Below are 16155 nucleotides of genomic sequence, written 5' to 3' on the forward strand. Positions count from 1 at the left end.
AAACGCGTAGGAAATTTCACATATTGTCGGAGCGGCGGCCCTGATGGCCGCCGCAAGCGGGTCAGACCTTGAAGCGACCTACCAGGCTTTGCAGGTAAACCCCCAGGCGCGCCAGCTCTGCACTGGAAGCCGCAGTTTCTTCGCTGGCCGCCGAGGTTTGTTCGGAAACGTCCCGCACGTTGAGCACGCTGCGGTTGATCTCTTCGGCCACGGCGCTTTGCTGCTCGGCGGCGGTGGCGATCTGCTGGTTCATCGCCTGGATCGCCGAGACGGTACGGGTGATGTTCTCCAGGGCATTGCCGGCCCGACGGGTCAGCTCGACGCTGCTGTCGGTCAGGCCGCGACTGTTATCCATGATGGTCGCCACCTGCTGGGTGCCGCTTTGCAGGCCGACGATCAACTCTTCGATCTCCTCGGTGGACTTCTGCGTCCGCTGGGCCAGGCTGCGCACTTCATCGGCAACCACCGCAAAACCGCGTCCGGCTTCACCGGCGCGCGCCGCTTCAATCGCTGCGTTAAGGGCCAGCAGGTTGGTTTGCTGGGCTACCGACTTGATGACGTCCAGCACACTGCCAATCTTGTCGCTTTCACGCTTGAGATGGCCCATGGCTTCGGTGGAGTTGCCCACCTCGCTGGCCAGGCGCTCGATCTGGGCGATGGCCTCGCCGACCACCTTGTCGCCTTCACGGGCCTGCTGGTCGGCGGCTACGGCGGCTTCCGAGGCTTCTTCAGCGTTACGGGCGACTTCCTGCACGGTAGCGGCCATTTCGTTCATGGCGGTGGCCACCTGGTCGGTCTCGACCTTCTGGCTGTTGACCCCGGCGCTGGTCTGCTCGGTAACGGCCGATAGCTGCTCGGCGGCACTGGCGATCTGGGTGACGCCGTCGCTGATACCGCCAATCAGCTCCCGCAGGCCCACGGTCATGCTTTGCATCGACCGTTGCAGTTGCCCCAGTTCATCCTGGCGCCGGGAGATCAGGTTGTGGCTCAGGTCGCCGGACGCCACGCGCTCGGCGACTTTGAGGGTCTGGTTCAGTGGAATCACGATCTGCCGGGTAATGGCCCAGGCGGCGAGTACACCAAACGCCAGCGCGAGGGCGGTGGCCAGTAACAGCAGGTTCTTGGCGTGGGCGGCATCGGTATCACGCACCACGGTTTGCGAAGTGGTGAGTTTGTTACTGCGGTCGAGCAGGATATCGCCTTGCTCGCCCATGATTTTCATCGCGGCGGCACTGGCCACCTGGGAGTCGCGGTACTGGCTCACGGCGGCGCGGTAGGCCTGCAGCGAGACGCTGGCCTCTTGCAGGTTGGCCCGATATTGCTCGGGCAACTGGTCGTTGAGGTCGGTGATTTTCTTCAGGGCGTTGTCGATGGCATCCAGGGCCGGTTGTTCGGCTTCGACCTTGCCGCTGTAGGTGTAGCCGCGCACCTGGAAGCGCGCTTGCTGGATCAGTTTGCTCAGGTCGACCACGCTGTTGAACAGGGTGACGCTGTCGCCTTGCAGCAGGGATTTTTCCACTTCGTTGATTTTTGCGACGGCGTTGTCGGCGGTATCGCCCAGTTTGCTGCGGGCGCCTTCACGCTTGAGGCCGGCCTGCACCATGGCGCCGAAGGCTTTTTTGTATTGGCCCAAGGCATCCTGTTGCTGCTCTACCACGAGCTTGTCGTCGGGTTGCTCGATCAGGTCTGCGGCGGTTTTCAGGCCACTGTCCAGCTGGGTGATCAGGTCGTTGACCGCGCTGGTGCCTTGTTCGCCACGGCGCATTTCGAAGTCCAGTCGCGCCAGGCGCAGGTCCTTGGTCAGCCCGTTGAGGCTGGAGATGTAGCCCAGCTTGTCGCCACGGCTGATCACGCCGCTGAGGCCGGTCCAGCCGGTGAAGGTGATCAATAGGGTCAAGACCAATACCAGGCCGAAGCCTATGCTCAGCTTGCGGTTGACGCTGACATTCCCCAGTTTCTCGGCTAACCAACGATACATGCTGCGAACTCCCCTGGAACAAGGCTTGGACTTATTCAGAGCGTATCGGCAGATTCGGATGTTTCTGTAGGAGCGAGCTTGCTCGCGAAGGTCGTCAACGATAACGCGGGCATTCTGAGTGAGCGCGGTGTCCTTGAGTTTTTCGCGAGCAAGCTCGCTCCTACAGGAGAGGGCGGTGTTAGAAAAGGCGGGCGAGCAGCGCGGTGACGGCGGTTTCGACTCTCAGGATGCGCGCGCCGAGTTGCACCGGCTGCAACCCGGCCTTGGCCAGCAGGTCCACCTCGTAGGGAATCCAGCCGCCTTCCGGCCCGATGGCCAGGGTGACCGGCTCATCCAGCCCGCGAGGGCAGGGCGGATAGTCGCCAGGGTGACCAATCAGGCCGAGGGTGCCTTGCGCCATGGCGGGCAGGCGGTCTTCGACGAATGGCTTGAAGCGCTTTTCGATCACGATCTCGGGCAGCACCGTGTCCCGGGCCTGTTCCAGGCCGAGGATCAATTGCTCGCGAATCGCTTCCGGCTCCAGGAACGGCGTCTGCCAGAAGCTCTTTTCCACGCGATAGCTGTTCACCAGCACCACTCGCGGCACGCCCATGGACGCCACGGTTTGCAGCACCCGGCGCAGCATTTTCGGACGGGGCAGGGCCAGCAGCAGGGTCAGGGGCAGTTTGGCCGGCGGCGGCTGGTCGAAGGTCACTTCCAGCTCGGCTTCCCGGGCTTCCAGGCGCAGCAACTGCGCGTTGCCCATCAAACCGCCAATCCGTCCGACCCGCAGGCTGTCGCCTACGGCGGCACGGTGGACTTCCTGCATATGCACCAGGCGCCGATCACGCAGCACCACCCGGTCGGCCGCGATAAAGTCGGCCTCCTCAAGCAGCAGCAGGTTCACGGCTGGGTCGCTGGCGGCTGGTCGTCGTCGGCGGGTTGGTCATCCGGGTGATCGCCACGCTTGCTCACCAGGCTGCCGAACAGGATGCCAATCTCGAACAGCATCCACATGGGTACGGCCAGCAGGGTCTGCGAGAAGATGTCCGGCGGGGTCAGGATCATGCCGACCACGAAGCAGCCGATGATCACGTACGGGCGGATTTTCTTCAGGTATTTGACGTCGACCACGCCGATCCATACCAGCAGCACCACGGCCACCGGGATTTCGAAGGCCACGCCGAAGGCGAAGAACAGCGTCATCACGAAGTCGAGGTAGCTGGTGATGTCGGTCATCATTTCCACACCGGCCGGGGTGGCGGCGGCGAAGAACTTGAAGATCAGCGGGAACACCAGGAAGTAGGCAAAGGCCATCCCGGTGTAGAACAGCAGGATGCTCGACACCAGCAGCGGCACGGCGATGCGTTTTTCATGCTTGTACAGGCCCGGCGCGATAAAGCCCCAAATCTGATGCAGGATCACCGGGATCGCCAGGAACAGCGAAACCATCATCGTCAGCTTCAACGGCGTGAGGAACGGTGACGACACGTCGGTGGCGATCATCGTCGCGCCAGCCGGCAAGTAGTCGCGCAGCGGCGTGGAGACGAAGGTGTAGATCTGCTGGGTGAAGGCAAACAGCCCGGCAAAGATGATGAAGATCGCCGCGACACAGCGCAGCAGGCGGGTGCGCAACTCGGTGAGGTGCGAGACCAGTGGCATGTGCTGGTCGGTTTCCGGTTTATCAGCGCTCATGGGGCTCGCGGCGGCAATGTAGGGTCGTGGGGCGCGGGCGACACGGCAGGTGTCGGCGCGGGTTCGGTCGGGGGCACGGGCGCAGTGGGCGCAGGCTCGACGGCGTGCACGGGTTCAGCGACCGGTGCAGGCGCGGGTGCGGCGGGCGGAGCAATCGAATGCTCGGCCACAGGCTCGACCGGCTTGGGCGTTTCCTGCACCGGCGAGAGAATCTTCCGTGCCTCCTGCTCCAACGACAGAATGTGTTCGTTGTGCAGTTGCCGGCGAATTTCGTCGGCGCCGATTTCCCGTTCAACTTCCTGTTTGATGGCGTTGAAACTGCGTTTCAGGCGCCCGATCCACAGGCCGGCCGTGCGCGCGGCACCGGGCAGGCGTTCCGGCCCCAGTACCAGCAGGGCCACGAGGCCGACGAGCAGCAGTTCAGAGAAGCTGATACCAAACATTATTCAGTACTCACGAGTCTTTTTGGTTCTGCTCTTTGACGTGCTCGGCCTGCACGTCGAAGGTGCGACGTTCAGTGATCGGCTGAGTGGCCTGCGGGTGTACAGGCTGCGCCGGTGGCACCGGATTGACGGCCGGGTCGGCAGGCTTTTCGTCGTCGTTCATGGCCTTGCGAAAGCCCTTGATCGATTCACCGACGTCGGTGCCGAGGTTTTTCAGTTTCTTGGTGCCGAACACCAGCACAACGACCACAAGAATGACGATCCAGTGTTTCCAGTCAAAAATGCCCATGCTGCAATTCCTCTGTAAAAGTTGGTCAGGCGGACGGGCGCGAGGCCTTTTCGGCATGCCCGGACAAGCCGAAGCGACGGTCCAGTTCATCAAGCACTGCCTGTGGATGCTGCCCCAGTTGGGCGAGCATGACCAGACTGTGGAACCACAAGTCGGCAGTTTCGTAGATCACGTCGCTGCAGTCGCCGCTGATTTGCGCGTCCTTGGCCGCAATAATCGTCTCGACGGATTCTTCGCCGAGTTTTTCCAGGATCTTGTTCAGACCCTTGTGGTACAGGCTGGCGACGTAGGAGCTGTCGGCGTCCGCGCCTTTGCGGTCTTCCAGCACCTGGGCCACACGGTTGAGGGTATCGCTCATGTTCAGTGTCCTGCCGAATAGATAGCGTGCGGGTCTTTGAGCACGGGCTCGACGGTCTTCCACTCGCCGTTCTGGAACACGCGGTAAAAGCAGCTGTGACGGCCGGTGTGACAGGCGATATCGCCGATCTGCTCGACCTTGAGGATCACCACATCGGCATCGCAGTCGATGCGCATCTCATGCAGGGTTTGCACGTGCCCGGACTCTTCGCCCTTGCGCCACAGTTTGCCACGGGAACGTGACCAGTAGATGGCGCGGTTCTCGGCGGCGGTCAGGCTCAGGGCCTCGCGGTTCATCCAGGCCATCATCAGCACGCGCCCGGTCTTGTAGTCCTGGGCAATGGCCGGCACCAGGCCGTCACTGTCCCACTTGATCTCGTCCAGCCAGTCTTTCATTTTCGGCTCCGGCAATTTGCGACAGTGTATAACCGGATTGGCTATCGACGCACGATCAGATACACGCCCACCGCGACCATGATGCCGGCCGGCCAGTGGCCCAGTTCATTCAGCGGCCCGCCGGCGGCCAGTATCGTACCGCCCACCAGGTGCGCGGCGCCCAGCAGGCGCAGGAACCAGTCGTCCTTGCGCTTGTGCCACGGCGGTGCCGGGTCCTGGGCGTGGGGCTGGGACATGCGCTCCAGCAGGTCGCGGGTCATGTTGGCCAGGTGCGGCAGTTGCTCGACCTGGCTTTGCAGGTTGCCCAGCAGGGTTTTCGGGCTGATACGGTCCCGCATCCAGCGCTCGAGGAACGGCTGGGCGGTGTTCCACAGGTCGAGGTCCGGGTACAGCTGGCGGCCCAGGCCTTCGATGTTCAGCAGGGTCTTTTGCAACAGTACCAACTGCGGCTGCACTTCCATATTGAAGCGCCGCGCCGTCTGGAACAGACGCATCAGCACCTGACCGAAGGAAATATCCTTTAACGGTTTTTCAAAGATCGGCTCGCACACAGTGCGGATCGCCGCTTCGAATTCGTTGAGCTTGGTTTCGGCCGGCACCCAGCCCGAATCGATGTGCAACTGCGCCACGCGGCGGTAATCACGCTTGAAGAAAGCGAACAGGTTGCGCGCCAGGTAATCCTGGTCTTCCGGGGTCAGGCTGCCGACGATGCCGCAGTCGATCGCAATGTACTGCGGGCTCCACGGGTTCACGGTGCTGACGAAAATGTTGCCGGGGTGCATGTCGGCGTGGAAGAAGCTGTCGCGGAACACTTGGGTGAAGAAAATCTCCACGCCGCGCTCGGCAAGCATCTTCATGTCGGTGCGCTGGTCGGCCAGGGTCGCCAGGTCGGTGACCTGCACGCCGTAGATGCGCTCCATCACCAGCACTTTCGGGCGGCACCAGTCCCAATAGACTTGCGGCACGTACAGCAGCTGCGAGCCTTCGAAGTTGCGCTTGAGCTGGCTGGCGTTGGCCGCTTCGCGCAGCAGGTCGAGTTCGTCGTAGATGGTTTTTTCGTAGTCCAGCACCACGTCCACCGGGTGCAGCAGGCGTGCATCGGCAGAAAAGCGCTCGGCGGCGCGGGCAAGGATGAACAGCCACGCCAGGTCCTGGCCGATGATCGGCTTGAGGCCCGGGCGGATCACCTTCACCACCACTTCTTCGCCGCTTTTCAGTTGCGCGGCATGCACCTGGGCCACCGAGGCCGAGGCCAGCGGCGCGATGTCGAAGCGGCTGAAGACTTCGCTGATCTTCTTGCCCAGCTGTTCTTCAATCAGCGTGACTGCCAGTTGCGAGTCGAACGGCGGCACGCGGTCCTGCAACAGCATCAGCTCGTCGGCGATATCTTCGGGCAACAGGTCGCGGCGGGTGGAGAGGATCTGCCCGAACTTGATGAAGATCGGCCCCAGGTCCTGCAACGCCAGGCGCAGGCGCGCGCCACGGCTCAGCTCGAGGGTCTTGCGCGGGAACCAGCGCCACGGCAGCACATAGCGCACCGCCAGCAGGAACCACGGCAGCGGCAGGGCGAACAGCAGGTCATCGAGGCGGTAGCGGATTACGACGCGCTGGATACGAAATAAACGGCGGACGGCGAGCAGCTTCATGCGTTATCGCTTGAATCAAGGGAGCGGCTCAGGCGCTCGAAGCGCGCCTCAAGTCGTTCCAGGTCGAGTTTGGCCTGGTCGAGTTCGCGAAAGCGCGCTTCCGCTTCCCGTTGTCCGACCAGGGTGCGCGATTCTTCGCTCAGGTATTCGGCGAGGTTCTGGTTCAGGCTGGCGAAACCCTGCTGGTACCAGCGCGTGCGGCTGCGCAGATGACCGCTGATCAGTTGGGTGGCCACCGGGCCGAGCCAACGTGACAGCTCGTATTCCCAGTCCAGTTCCAGGTCTTGCAGCACGGCGGCCAGGTCCATCAGCACCGCGCTGTCGCCTTCAAGTTCCACGTCCGGGCCGTGGAGGATCGCCGTCTTGTCCCGGCTCAGGGCCAGGCGCAGCAGGCTTGAGCCGGAAGCACGCAGGGTGCAGTCGGCGTCGGCGGCCCAGTGGGACGCCAGCAACAGGCCTTCATCGCTGGGCAGGATAAACAGCTGCAAGGCGGGGCTGGTGCAGTCGACGGCGATGATCCTGCCGTTCAGGTGCGCCAGCCGTGCCAGGGCGGTGCTGTCCAGGCGCAGTACACGGTTGAGGCCGTGTTCGACGCTGGCGAGAAGGCCTGCGAACAGCATCAGGGCTTGATGCCGCGGTGCAGGGCGACGATGCCCGAGGTCATGTTGTGGTAGGTCACGCGGTCGAAACCGGCCTCTACCATCATCGACTTCAGGGTTTCCTGGTTCGGGTGCATGCGGATCGATTCGGCCAGGTAGCGGTAGCTTTCGGCGTCATTGGTGATCAGCTTGCCCATCAACGGCATGAAGGCGAACGAGTAGGTGTCGTAGACCTTGGACATCAGTGCGTTGGTCGGCTTGGAGAACTCCAGCACCAGCAGGCGACCGCCGGGCTTGAGTACGCGCAGCATCGAGCGCAGCGCGTCTTCCTTGTGGGTCACGTTACGCAGGCCGAAGGCGATGGTCACGCAGTCGAAGTGGTTGTCCGGGAACGGCAGCTTTTCAGCGTCGGCCTGGACGAACTCGATATTGCCCGCCACACCTTTGTCCAGCAGGCGATCACGACCGACCTTGAGCATCGAGCCGTTGATGTCGGCCAGTACCACCTGCCCGGTGGGGCCCACCAGCTTGGAGAACTTGGCGGCCAGGTCGCCCGTACCACCGGCGATATCCAGCACACGGTTGCCGGTGCGTACACCCGACAACTCAATGGTGAAGCGCTTCCACAGACGGTGCATGCCGCCGGAGAGCACGTCGTTCATCAAGTCGTACTTGGCGGCGACCGAGTGGAACACCTCGGCGACTTTTTCCGCTTTCTGGCTTTCCGGGACGTTCTTGAAGCCGAAGTGAGTGGTGGGTTCGGCATCGCTGCCTTTGCGCTGATCAGTCATATCGCTGTCACCAAAAGAGAATGGGGGCATTCTAATCCCCAAGGCATGCTTTGTCTTGGCAAGGCTGAAGGTAAGATAGGTGGTCACCGAGACCTTTTGCCGCATGGCGGGTCGACAAGTCTCTATAACGAGGAGTCATTCAAATGGCCCGTATACAGGTTGAACGTGCCCACACACTGGGCAAAGACGCTGCCCGAGAAAAAGCCGACAAGTTGGCGAGCAAACTCAAGGAGCAATATGGCCTGGAGTCTTCCTGGGCCGGCGACACACTGAACCTCAAACGTTCGGGCGTTAAAGGCACCGTGAAAGTGGCGGAAGATTCCCTGCGGATTGAAGTCGAGCTGGGTCTGTTGATGTCGGCCATGAGTGGCACCATCAAGTCCGAAATCGAGAAGGCACTGGATAAAGCCCTGGCCTGATTTGCGACCTTCTTAGGGTGCCGATTCTAATTTTTCTGCCTACTTTGTGCCCAAGCCCCCAACTTCTGTGGGCAGTTCCTCCCCCCTTTATGCGTGAGGTGCACCATGGCCAAAGTTATTTTGAAGAAAAAAATTGCTACCGGAACTAACGCCCTGACTGACGTTAAATCCTATGCCCGCAAGATCTGGCTGGCCGGTTTGGGGGCTTACGCCAAGGTCGGAAGCGAGGGCGCCGAGTACTTCAAAGAGCTGGTTAAGACTGGTCAACATGTTGAAACTAAAGGCAAAAAAGTTGTGATTGAACAACTTGATGCAGCCAACAGTCAGATTGATCAAGTCAAGAGCGAAGTCTTCGGCATCAAAGGTCGAGTCGAAGTGCAACTGGATAAAGTTGAAAGCGCTTTTGATAGTCGTGTTGGAAGTGCCTTGAATCGGATCGGCATTCCGTCTAAACATGACGTGGAGACACTCTCTGCTAAGCTCGATGAGCTGACGGCATTGCTCGAACGTGTCGCGCGTAAACACTAAGGAGACAACGGGATGGCTGGTAAAAAGACTACTGATAAAGAAGGCAGCTCGTGGATCGGGGAAGTTGAAAAATACTCCCGCAAGATCTGGCTGGCCGGTTTAGGCGTGTACTCGAAGGTGAGCAGTGACGGCGGTAAATACTTCGAGACTTTGGTTAAAGACGGCGAGAAGGCCGAGAAGTTGACCAAGAGCACAGTGGGTAAACAAGTCGATGCGGCAAAGGCTTCCGCCGGTTCTGCCAAATCACGTATCAGCGACAAGTGGGGCGAACTGGAAGGGGCTTTTGACAAGCGCCTGAACAGTGCCATTTCGCGACTCGGCGTACCTAGCCGTACTGAAGTGAAAGCGCTGCACAGCAAGGTCGATACCTTGACCAGGCAAATCGAAAAACTCACCGGCCTTAAAGCTGCGCCAGTTGCGGCTAAAACTGCAGCGGCTAAACCGGCTGCCAAGCCTGCGGCGAAAACTGCAGCGGCCAAGCCTGCTGCTAAAACCGCCGCTAAACCGCTGGTCAAGGCCGCCGCCAAACCGGCAGCCAAGGCGCCGGCCAAAGCTGCTGCAAAACCGGCTGCCAAGCCTGCGGCGAAAACCGCAGCGGCTAAACCGGCCGCCAAGCCTGCCGCTAAACCAGTGGCCGCTAAAGCAGCTGCAAAACCTGCGGCGAAACCTGCAGCCAAGCCGGCAGCAAAAGCAGCAGCCAAGCCAGCGGCGAAAACCGCTGCCGCCAAACCTGCTGCAGCGAAGCCTGCTGCCAAGCCAGCCGCTGCGAAACCTGCAGCCAAGCCGGTTGCTGCCAAACCCGCCGCCAAGCCTGCGGCTGCAAAACCTGCAGCGGCCAAGCCAGCTGCAAAACCGGCTGCGGCGAAGAAGCCTGCCGTAGCCAAAAAGCCAGCAGCGCCGAAGCCAGCGGTAGCGGCCAAGCCTGCAACTGCAGCGCCGGCGACCAACTCGGTCACGCCACCGACGCCTGCTGCTACCCCGACTGCAACGCCGGCAACCCCGACGCCTACCAGTCAGTCCTGATTTTTACGGGACACATAAAAACGCCCGGCCTGCGAAGGTCGGGCGTTTTTTATGGAATCTACAGAACAACACAAATCCAATGTGGGAGCGGGCTTGCTCGCGAAAGCGGTGGATCAGTCACACATGTATTGACTGACACTCCGCTTTCGCGAGCAAGCCCGCTCCCACATTTTAGTCCGCGTCGTCCAGGTAGCGCAGCGCCAACCTCTCTGTCGCCAGCCTCGCCGGCATCAGCAGATGCGGGGCCACCAGCATCATGATCTGGTACACCACCACCCGCACCTCACCTTCTCGGTCGAGAATCCGCTGGTAGTCCAGGGAAAACAGCAAGGTCATGGTGATCTGTTCCACCAACTGCCCCAGCGCCTGGGTTTCACTGACCAGTTGCCCATCCGTCTTGAGGCGGGCCAGCAACGAGGCCAGCGTGCGCTTGAGCGCCGTCAGCAGGTTGCGGATGCCCTTGGCCAATTTCGGCAGGCGGCCCGCCAGGTTCGACAGGTCCTGGAACAGAAACCGATAGTGCGCCATGCGCTCCACGATCAGGTGCAGGAACAGCCAGTAATCCTCGGCCGCCAGTTGTGCGTCTTCCGGCGGATCGAGCAACGGCGCCAATTCGTTTTGAAAGCGCTCGAACAGCCCGAGCACCAACGGTTCCTTGCCATGGAAGTGGTAATAGAGATTGCCGGGGCTGATCCCCATTTCATTGGCCACCTCCATGGTCGACACGTTCGGCTCGCCCTTGTGGTTGAACAACTGCAAGGCACATTCAAGGATACGGTCGCGGGTCTTCATCCAGTCTTCTTAAAGTCGTCGTGGGGCTCAGCGGACTCGCACATAGGTGCCCGGCGCCGCTTCCATCGGTGGGTAATTCTGGTTGCCCAGGGCGGTCAGTGTTTCGCGCTGTACACCGGAGCGCTGCTGGATCCACTCCAGCCAGTTGGGCCACCAGCTGCCCTCGACATGATTGGCGTCGTAGTACCAGGCGCGCGGGTCGCTGCTCAGCTTGAGGTTCTCGACGTAGTTGGCCTTGGGGTTGCCCGGCGGGTTGAGGATGCTCTGGACATGCCCGCTGTTGGACAGAATGAAGCGCTTGTCGCCGCCCAGCAGCTGGGTGGAGCGGTACACCGCGTCCCACGGCGTGATGTGGTCGTTGATGCCGCCTACGCTGAAACTGTCCACCGTGACTTTCTGTAAGTCGATGGGCGTGCCGCACACCTCCAGGCCGCCGGGGTGGCTCAGCGGGTTGTGCTTGAAGAAGTCCAGCAAGTCGCCATGCAGCGCGGCGGGCAGGCGGGTGTTGTCGTTGTTCCAGTACAGGATGTCGAAGGCCGGCGGTTCCTTGCCCAGCAGGTAATTGTTGATCCAGTAGTTCCAGATCAGGTCGTTGGGACGCATCCAGGCGAATACCTTGGCCATGTCCCGGCCGTCGAGTACGCCTTGCTGGTAAGAGCGGCGCTTGGCGGCTTCCAGCGTCTGTTCGTCGGCGAACAGGGTGGCGGGGCTGTCGATCTGGCTGTCCAGCAGGCTCACCAGGTAGCTGGCGCTGGAGATGCGGCGCAGCTGGCGCTTGGCCTGCAGATGGCCTTGCAGCGCGGCGATGGTCAGGCCACCGGCGCAGGCGCCCATCAGGTTGACCTCACGGGCGCCGGTGATTGCGCGGGTTACGTTCAGCGCTTCTTCCAAAGCCGCGACGTAGGTGGACAAGCCCCATTCCCGGTGGCGTACATCCGGGTTGCGCCAGCTGACCATAAACACTTGCAGGCCATTTTTCAGGGCGAACTGGACGAAGCTGTTGTTCGGGCTCAGGTCGAAAATGTAGTACTTGTTGATTTGCGGCGGCACCACCAGCAGCGGCTTGGCGTACTGTTTTTCGCTCATGGGCTTGTACTGGATCAGCTCCAGCAGTTCATTGCGAAACACCACCGAACCGGGTGTGGTGGCCACCGTCTTGCCGACTTCAAAGGCCTGCTTGGTGACCTGGCGCGGCAAGCCGTTGTTGTGCAGCAGGTCGTCGAACAGGTTGCTGACGCCACGCACCACGCTGTTGCCGCCGGAGTTGAGCAGCTCCTTGATCGCCAGCGGGTTGAGCAGGGTGTTGGATGGCGACACCGCATCGTTGAGCAGGGCAAAGGCAAAGTGCGCCCGCGCCCGGTCGTCGGCGCTGAGGTTGCTGTCGTCGATCCAGTGGCGGGTCTGTTTTTGCCAGCTCAGGTAGGCTTGCAGGCTGCGCCGATAAAACGGGTTGAGCTGCCAGGTCGGGTCGGCGAAGCGGCTGTCCTTCGGGTTCGGCTCGTGCACCGTTTCCCCGAGCAGCACGCGGCCCAATTGCCCGCCCAACTTCAAGGCGTGGCGGGCGGTGTGCACCGGATTGCGCAAGCCGTGTGCGGCGACGCTGCGCAGGGTCGAGAGCAAATCCCGGCCGCGCAGGCCGGTGATCGCACTTTCAATATTGATGAACGCGGCGGGTGTGGGCACCGGGTTCGATACGGGTCTTTCTCGCATGCGCCAACACTCCTTCGTCAAGCCATCAACAAGCACGCCAATTCAGAACCATAGTCGGTTCTGGCCAAGTTGCGCGGCGCGGTCGTCCTGACCGCCGCCGTCTAAAGTGCGGGTTGCGGGTGAATCACCGCCCTCAGGCGTTCCTCTTGGAGAAACTTCATGATGATCGGCGCCACGGCCTCGGCCCGGGTAATCAGGAACAGATGGCCGTCGTCGATGATGTGCAGTTGGGCGTTGGGAATGCGCCAGGCCAGCATGCGCATGTTGATCAGCGGGATCAGTGGGTCGTCGTCGCCGGCCAGCACCAGGGTCGGCTGCTTGATCTTGTGCAGCCAGTGGATGCTGGTCCAGCCAAGCCCGGCGAACAGTTGCCAGTAGTAACCCAGCTTGCCCGCCGAACGCACTTTGCTCGCGTGTTCGGCGGCCAGTTTCGAATCCCGACGGAAGGAGCCGCCGTAGATCATCGGTGCAATGCGCACCACGTGGGACGGTTGGATATAACGCCGGGGGCTGGCCATCAGCCACAAGACCTTCGGCTTGCCCGGCACCATGAAGGCACCGGCGGCGGTGGCGGCCAGAATCAGCTTCTTGCAGCGTTCCGGATAGTCATAGGCGAACTGCTGCGCCAGCGCGCCGCCCCAGGAAACGCCCACCGCGTTGACCTGGCCATAGTCCAGGTAGTCGAGCATGCGCGCGGTGAGTTTGGCCAGGCCGGGAAAGCGATAAGGCCGGCTGGGGGTCGACGAGCCGCCGACGCCTGGCACATCAAAGGCAATCACTTCCAGGTCCGGGTCCAGGGCCTGGACGAACGGAAACACCAGCTCAAGGTTGGCGCCGATGCCGTTGAAAATCAGCAGCGGCGTCAAGTGAGGCTTGCCCGGGCGTACCGCCGTGCGGATGGCTTGGCCATCCAGGTCGATGGTACGGAAGATGAACGGTTGCGGCATGGGCTTACCCTGCAAAATGGCGCTATTTCCCTGCGGGAACACGGTCAATGTGGGAGCTGGCTTGCCTGCGATGCAGACGCTACGGTGTATCAGGCACACCGAGTTGATGCCATCGCAGGCAAGCCAGCTCCCACATTTGATCCCATTCCCGCCTACCTTTCGTGAACGTATGTGCCCGGCGCCGCTTCCGCCGCTGCATAAGTCTTGTTGCCCAGGTTCGCAGGCGCCTTCTTCAACTTGCCCGACCGCTCCGCCTGCCACGCCTGCCAATGCAACCACCACGAATCGGTGTGCTTGGTGGCGTTCTCCTGCCAGTCCAGGGCCTTGCCCGGCATTGTATCGCTGGTCTGGTAACGCGATTTTGGATTGCCCGGCGGGTTCAGAATGCTCTGGATATGCCCGCTGCTGGACAGCACAAACTCCACCTTGCCGCCAAACAGCTGCGCCGACTTGTAGCAGGACTGCCACGGTGTGATGTGGTCGTTGGTGCCGGCCAAAGAATAAATATCGGCAGTGACCTGCTTCAGGTCGATCGGCGTGCCGCACACTTCCAGGGCATTGGCCCGCACCAAGGGATTGTTCTTGAACAGTTCGATCAGGTCGCCATGGAACGCGGCCGGCAAGCGGGTGGTGTCGTTGTTCCAGAACAGGATGTCGAACACCGGTGGCTCGTTGCCCAGCAGGTAGTTGTTGACCCAGTAGTTCCAGATCAGGTCATTGGGGCGCATCCAGGCAAACACCTTGGCCATGTCGCGGCCTTCCAGCACACCGGCCTGGTAGGAATGGCGCTTGGCCGCTTCCAGGGTCTGTTCGTCGACGAACAATGCCACCTGGGTGTCCAGGGTGGTGTCCAGCACGCTCACCAGCAGGGTCAGGGCGTTGACCTTCTTCTCGCCCAGCGCCGCGTAGTGGCCCAGCAGGGCGGTGCAGGTGATGCCGCCGGAGCAGGCGCCGAGCATGTTGATGTCTTTGCTGCCGGTGATCGCGCTCACCACATCGACCGCTTCTTTCAGCGCCTCGATGTAGGTCGACAGGCCCCACTCGCGCTGGGCCTTGGTCGGGTTGCGCCAACTGACGATAAACGTCTGCTGGTTATTGCGCAGGCAGAAGCGCGCCAGGCTCTTGTCCGGGCTCAGGTCGAATACATAGAACTTGTTGATCTGCGGCGGCACTACCAGCAGCGGACGTTCGTGCACCTGCTCGGTGATCGGCCGGTACTGGATCAGCTCCAGCACATCGTTGCGAAACACTACGGCGCCTTCGGTGGTGCCCAGGCTCTTGCCCACTTCAAAGGCGCCCATGTTGACCTGGCTCGGCATGCCGCCGTTGTGCACCATGTCCTTGGCCAGGTTGGACAGGCCATCCAGCAGGCTCTTGCCGCCGGTTTCAAAGAAGCGTTTGACCGCCGCCGGGTTGGCTGCGCTGTTGGTGGGCGCCATGGCTTCGGTCATCAGGTTGATGACGAAGTGGCCGCGGCTGATGTCGTGTTCCGACAGGTTGCTGTCACCGATCCAGTCGTGCAGCTCCTTGCGCCACGCCAGGTAGGTTTGCAGGTAACGTTTGTAGAGCGGGTTCTGGGTCCACGCCGGGTCGTTGAAACGACGGTCGTCGGCCTCGGGTGTCAGCTGTGATTTGCCGAACACCACGTTCTTCAATTCGACGCCGAAATGGGCGACATGCTTGACGCTGTGCAACGGTTGTTTGATGGCCTGGGTCAGCACCATCCGAGCGGATGCCAGTAAATCCTTTTTCCGTAACGCGATGATCGGGTTCAGCCCCAGGGTGTTTTCCGAGGCCTGGCGTTTCAAGTCATCGTTGTTCTTGTTACTCATCTACGACGCTCCATTGTCCGACAGACGAGTACCGGGTACCGCTGTGTACCACTACTTGCCACACAGCACAGCCTGGTACTACTGCTCGGGTGACCGTTAATACCGCATCGTCAAATGCAGGGAACTTGCCAGTTCCATTGGTTACCCGAGTTTAATTTTTTTCGCAAGCGGGCCAATCGTTGGCCACGACAGAGGGGCATTCAAGCAGATGGAATTAGAAAATGCCCACTAATGAGCAAGAGGCCTGGGCTAGAGCATCAGCCGCACGACCGACTGGCTCGGGTCGCGGGTTTTTCCGGCGGCTTTCAGCTCGGCAAGATAGTCAGCCCACAGCGCGTCCTGACGCACGGCAAGTTGATAGAGGTAGTCCCAGGTGAACAATCCGCTGTCATGGCCATCGTCGAAGGTCAATTTCAGTGCGTATTGGCCGGCGGGTTCGATCTTGGTCAAGCCGACATTGAGCTTGCCGAATTGCAGGATCGGTTTGCCGTGGCCCTGGACCTCGGCGGAGGGGGAGTGCACGCGAAGGAATTCGGCGGGCAGTTGATACACCTCGTCGGGACCGTAGGTGAGGCCCAGGGTCCTGGAGGCTTTGTGCAGGTTGATGGCGGTAGGCAGTTTGGTCATTTGGGGAACCGCTCAGAGATGATCCTGAAGGAACCGGCTTTAAACTGTGGGAGCGGGCTTGCTCGCGAATGCGGTGGGTCAGTTCATGCAATTGTGACTGACCC

Annotated in this window: 18 protein-coding genes and 1 pseudogene; 3 read left to right on the forward strand and 16 right to left on the reverse strand. The window is 61.2% G+C overall.

The window, feature by feature from the left end:
• Positions 1-61 precede the first annotated feature (61 nt).
• From AC3WKX_RS10310 to ubiE, 11 genes and pseudogenes are all read right to left on the reverse strand, one after another.
• On the reverse strand, positions 62-934 hold the full coding sequence (locus AC3WKX_RS10310; protein ID WP_371103578.1) for a methyl-accepting chemotaxis protein: 873 nt from the start codon (positions 932-934) through the stop codon (positions 62-64).
• A pseudogene (locus AC3WKX_RS10315) lies at positions 920-1978 on the reverse strand (methyl-accepting chemotaxis protein); the annotation flags it as partial. The pseudogene AC3WKX_RS10315 and the gene AC3WKX_RS10310, both read right to left, overlap by 15 nt.
• Before the next feature lie 178 nt (positions 1979-2156).
• Positions 2157-2864, reverse strand: a complete 708-nt coding sequence (locus tag AC3WKX_RS10320; RefSeq protein ID WP_003209293.1) for a 16S rRNA (uracil(1498)-N(3))-methyltransferase — start codon at positions 2862-2864, stop codon at positions 2157-2159.
• On the reverse strand, positions 2861-3652 hold the full coding sequence (gene tatC / locus AC3WKX_RS10325; RefSeq protein ID WP_026078063.1) for a twin-arginine translocase subunit TatC: 792 nt from the start codon (positions 3650-3652) through the stop codon (positions 2861-2863). The genes AC3WKX_RS10320 and tatC overlap by 4 nt, the downstream gene beginning before the upstream one ends.
• Positions 3649-4095 carry a Sec-independent protein translocase protein TatB gene (gene tatB, locus AC3WKX_RS10330; protein WP_102605849.1) on the reverse strand — a complete coding sequence of 149 codons (447 nt, stop codon included), beginning with the start codon at positions 4093-4095 and terminating at the stop codon, positions 3649-3651. Before tatB ends, tatC begins: the two co-directional genes overlap by 4 nt.
• Before the next feature lie 10 nt (positions 4096-4105).
• Complete coding sequence (locus tag AC3WKX_RS10335) at positions 4106-4384, reverse strand: twin-arginine translocase TatA/TatE family subunit (protein ID WP_003209298.1); 279 nt, start codon at positions 4382-4384, stop codon at positions 4106-4108.
• Positions 4385-4409: 25 nt separating this feature from the next.
• Positions 4410-4742: a phosphoribosyl-ATP diphosphatase gene (locus AC3WKX_RS10340; RefSeq protein ID WP_003209299.1), complete on the reverse strand. Its 333-nt coding sequence runs from the start codon at positions 4740-4742 to the stop codon at positions 4410-4412.
• A gap of 2 nt (positions 4743-4744) precedes the next feature.
• The gene (gene hisI / locus AC3WKX_RS10345) at positions 4745-5137 is read right to left on the reverse strand and encodes a phosphoribosyl-AMP cyclohydrolase (RefSeq protein ID WP_003209300.1); all 393 of its coding nucleotides are present in this window, start codon (positions 5135-5137) and stop codon (positions 4745-4747) included.
• 41 nt (positions 5138-5178) lie between these two features.
• Entirely contained in the window at positions 5179-6783 is a 1605-nt protein-coding gene (gene ubiB, locus AC3WKX_RS10350; RefSeq protein WP_087692911.1) for a ubiquinone biosynthesis regulatory protein kinase UbiB, read from the reverse strand.
• Positions 6780-7403, reverse strand: a complete 624-nt coding sequence (locus tag AC3WKX_RS10355; protein ID WP_003209304.1) for a ubiquinone biosynthesis accessory factor UbiJ — start codon at positions 7401-7403, stop codon at positions 6780-6782. The genes ubiB and AC3WKX_RS10355 overlap by 4 nt, the downstream gene beginning before the upstream one ends.
• Complete coding sequence (ubiE, locus tag AC3WKX_RS10360; protein ID WP_003209306.1) at positions 7403-8173, reverse strand: bifunctional demethylmenaquinone methyltransferase/2-methoxy-6-polyprenyl-1,4-benzoquinol methylase UbiE; 771 nt, start codon at positions 8171-8173, stop codon at positions 7403-7405. The genes AC3WKX_RS10355 and ubiE overlap by 1 nt, the downstream gene beginning before the upstream one ends.
• A gap of 143 nt (positions 8174-8316) precedes the next feature.
• Between ubiE and AC3WKX_RS10365 the strand changes: the two genes are divergently transcribed.
• The 3 genes from AC3WKX_RS10365 to AC3WKX_RS10375 all read left to right on the forward strand — a co-directional run bounded on the left by AC3WKX_RS10365 (position 8317) and on the right by AC3WKX_RS10375 (position 10143).
• Entirely contained in the window at positions 8317-8592 is a 276-nt protein-coding gene (locus tag AC3WKX_RS10365) for a polyhydroxyalkanoic acid system family protein (protein WP_008439272.1), read from the forward strand.
• 105 nt (positions 8593-8697) lie between these two features.
• A complete protein-coding gene (locus tag AC3WKX_RS10370; RefSeq protein WP_102605850.1) occupies positions 8698-9120 on the forward strand; it encodes a phasin family protein in 423 nt (140 codons plus the stop codon).
• Between the two features lie 12 nt (positions 9121-9132).
• Complete coding sequence (locus AC3WKX_RS10375; protein WP_102605851.1) at positions 9133-10143, forward strand: phasin family protein; 1011 nt, start codon at positions 9133-9135, stop codon at positions 10141-10143.
• Between the two features lie 171 nt (positions 10144-10314).
• On the opposite strand, the gene AC3WKX_RS10380 is transcribed toward AC3WKX_RS10375, so the two are convergent.
• From AC3WKX_RS10380 to AC3WKX_RS10400, 5 genes are all read right to left on the reverse strand, one after another.
• A complete protein-coding gene (locus tag AC3WKX_RS10380; RefSeq protein WP_003209312.1) occupies positions 10315-10935 on the reverse strand; it encodes a TetR/AcrR family transcriptional regulator in 621 nt (206 codons plus the stop codon).
• A 27-nt stretch (positions 10936-10962) separates the two neighbouring features.
• Positions 10963-12645, reverse strand: a complete 1683-nt coding sequence (phaC, locus tag AC3WKX_RS10385) for a class II poly(R)-hydroxyalkanoic acid synthase (protein WP_102605852.1) — start codon at positions 12643-12645, stop codon at positions 10963-10965.
• Positions 12646-12746: 101 nt separating this feature from the next.
• The gene (gene phaZ, locus AC3WKX_RS10390; RefSeq protein WP_003209316.1) at positions 12747-13592 is read right to left on the reverse strand and encodes a poly(3-hydroxyalkanoate) depolymerase; all 846 of its coding nucleotides are present in this window, start codon (positions 13590-13592) and stop codon (positions 12747-12749) included.
• A gap of 152 nt (positions 13593-13744) precedes the next feature.
• Positions 13745-15424, reverse strand: a complete 1680-nt coding sequence (gene phaC, locus AC3WKX_RS10395; RefSeq protein WP_102605853.1) for a class II poly(R)-hydroxyalkanoic acid synthase — start codon at positions 15422-15424, stop codon at positions 13745-13747.
• Positions 15425-15673: 249 nt separating this feature from the next.
• Complete coding sequence (locus AC3WKX_RS10400) at positions 15674-16051, reverse strand: gamma-butyrobetaine hydroxylase family protein (protein WP_003209319.1); 378 nt, start codon at positions 16049-16051, stop codon at positions 15674-15676.
• Positions 16052-16155 lie beyond the last annotated feature (104 nt).

The sequence above is a fragment of the Pseudomonas sp. GP01-A4 genome (assembly GCF_058780865.1).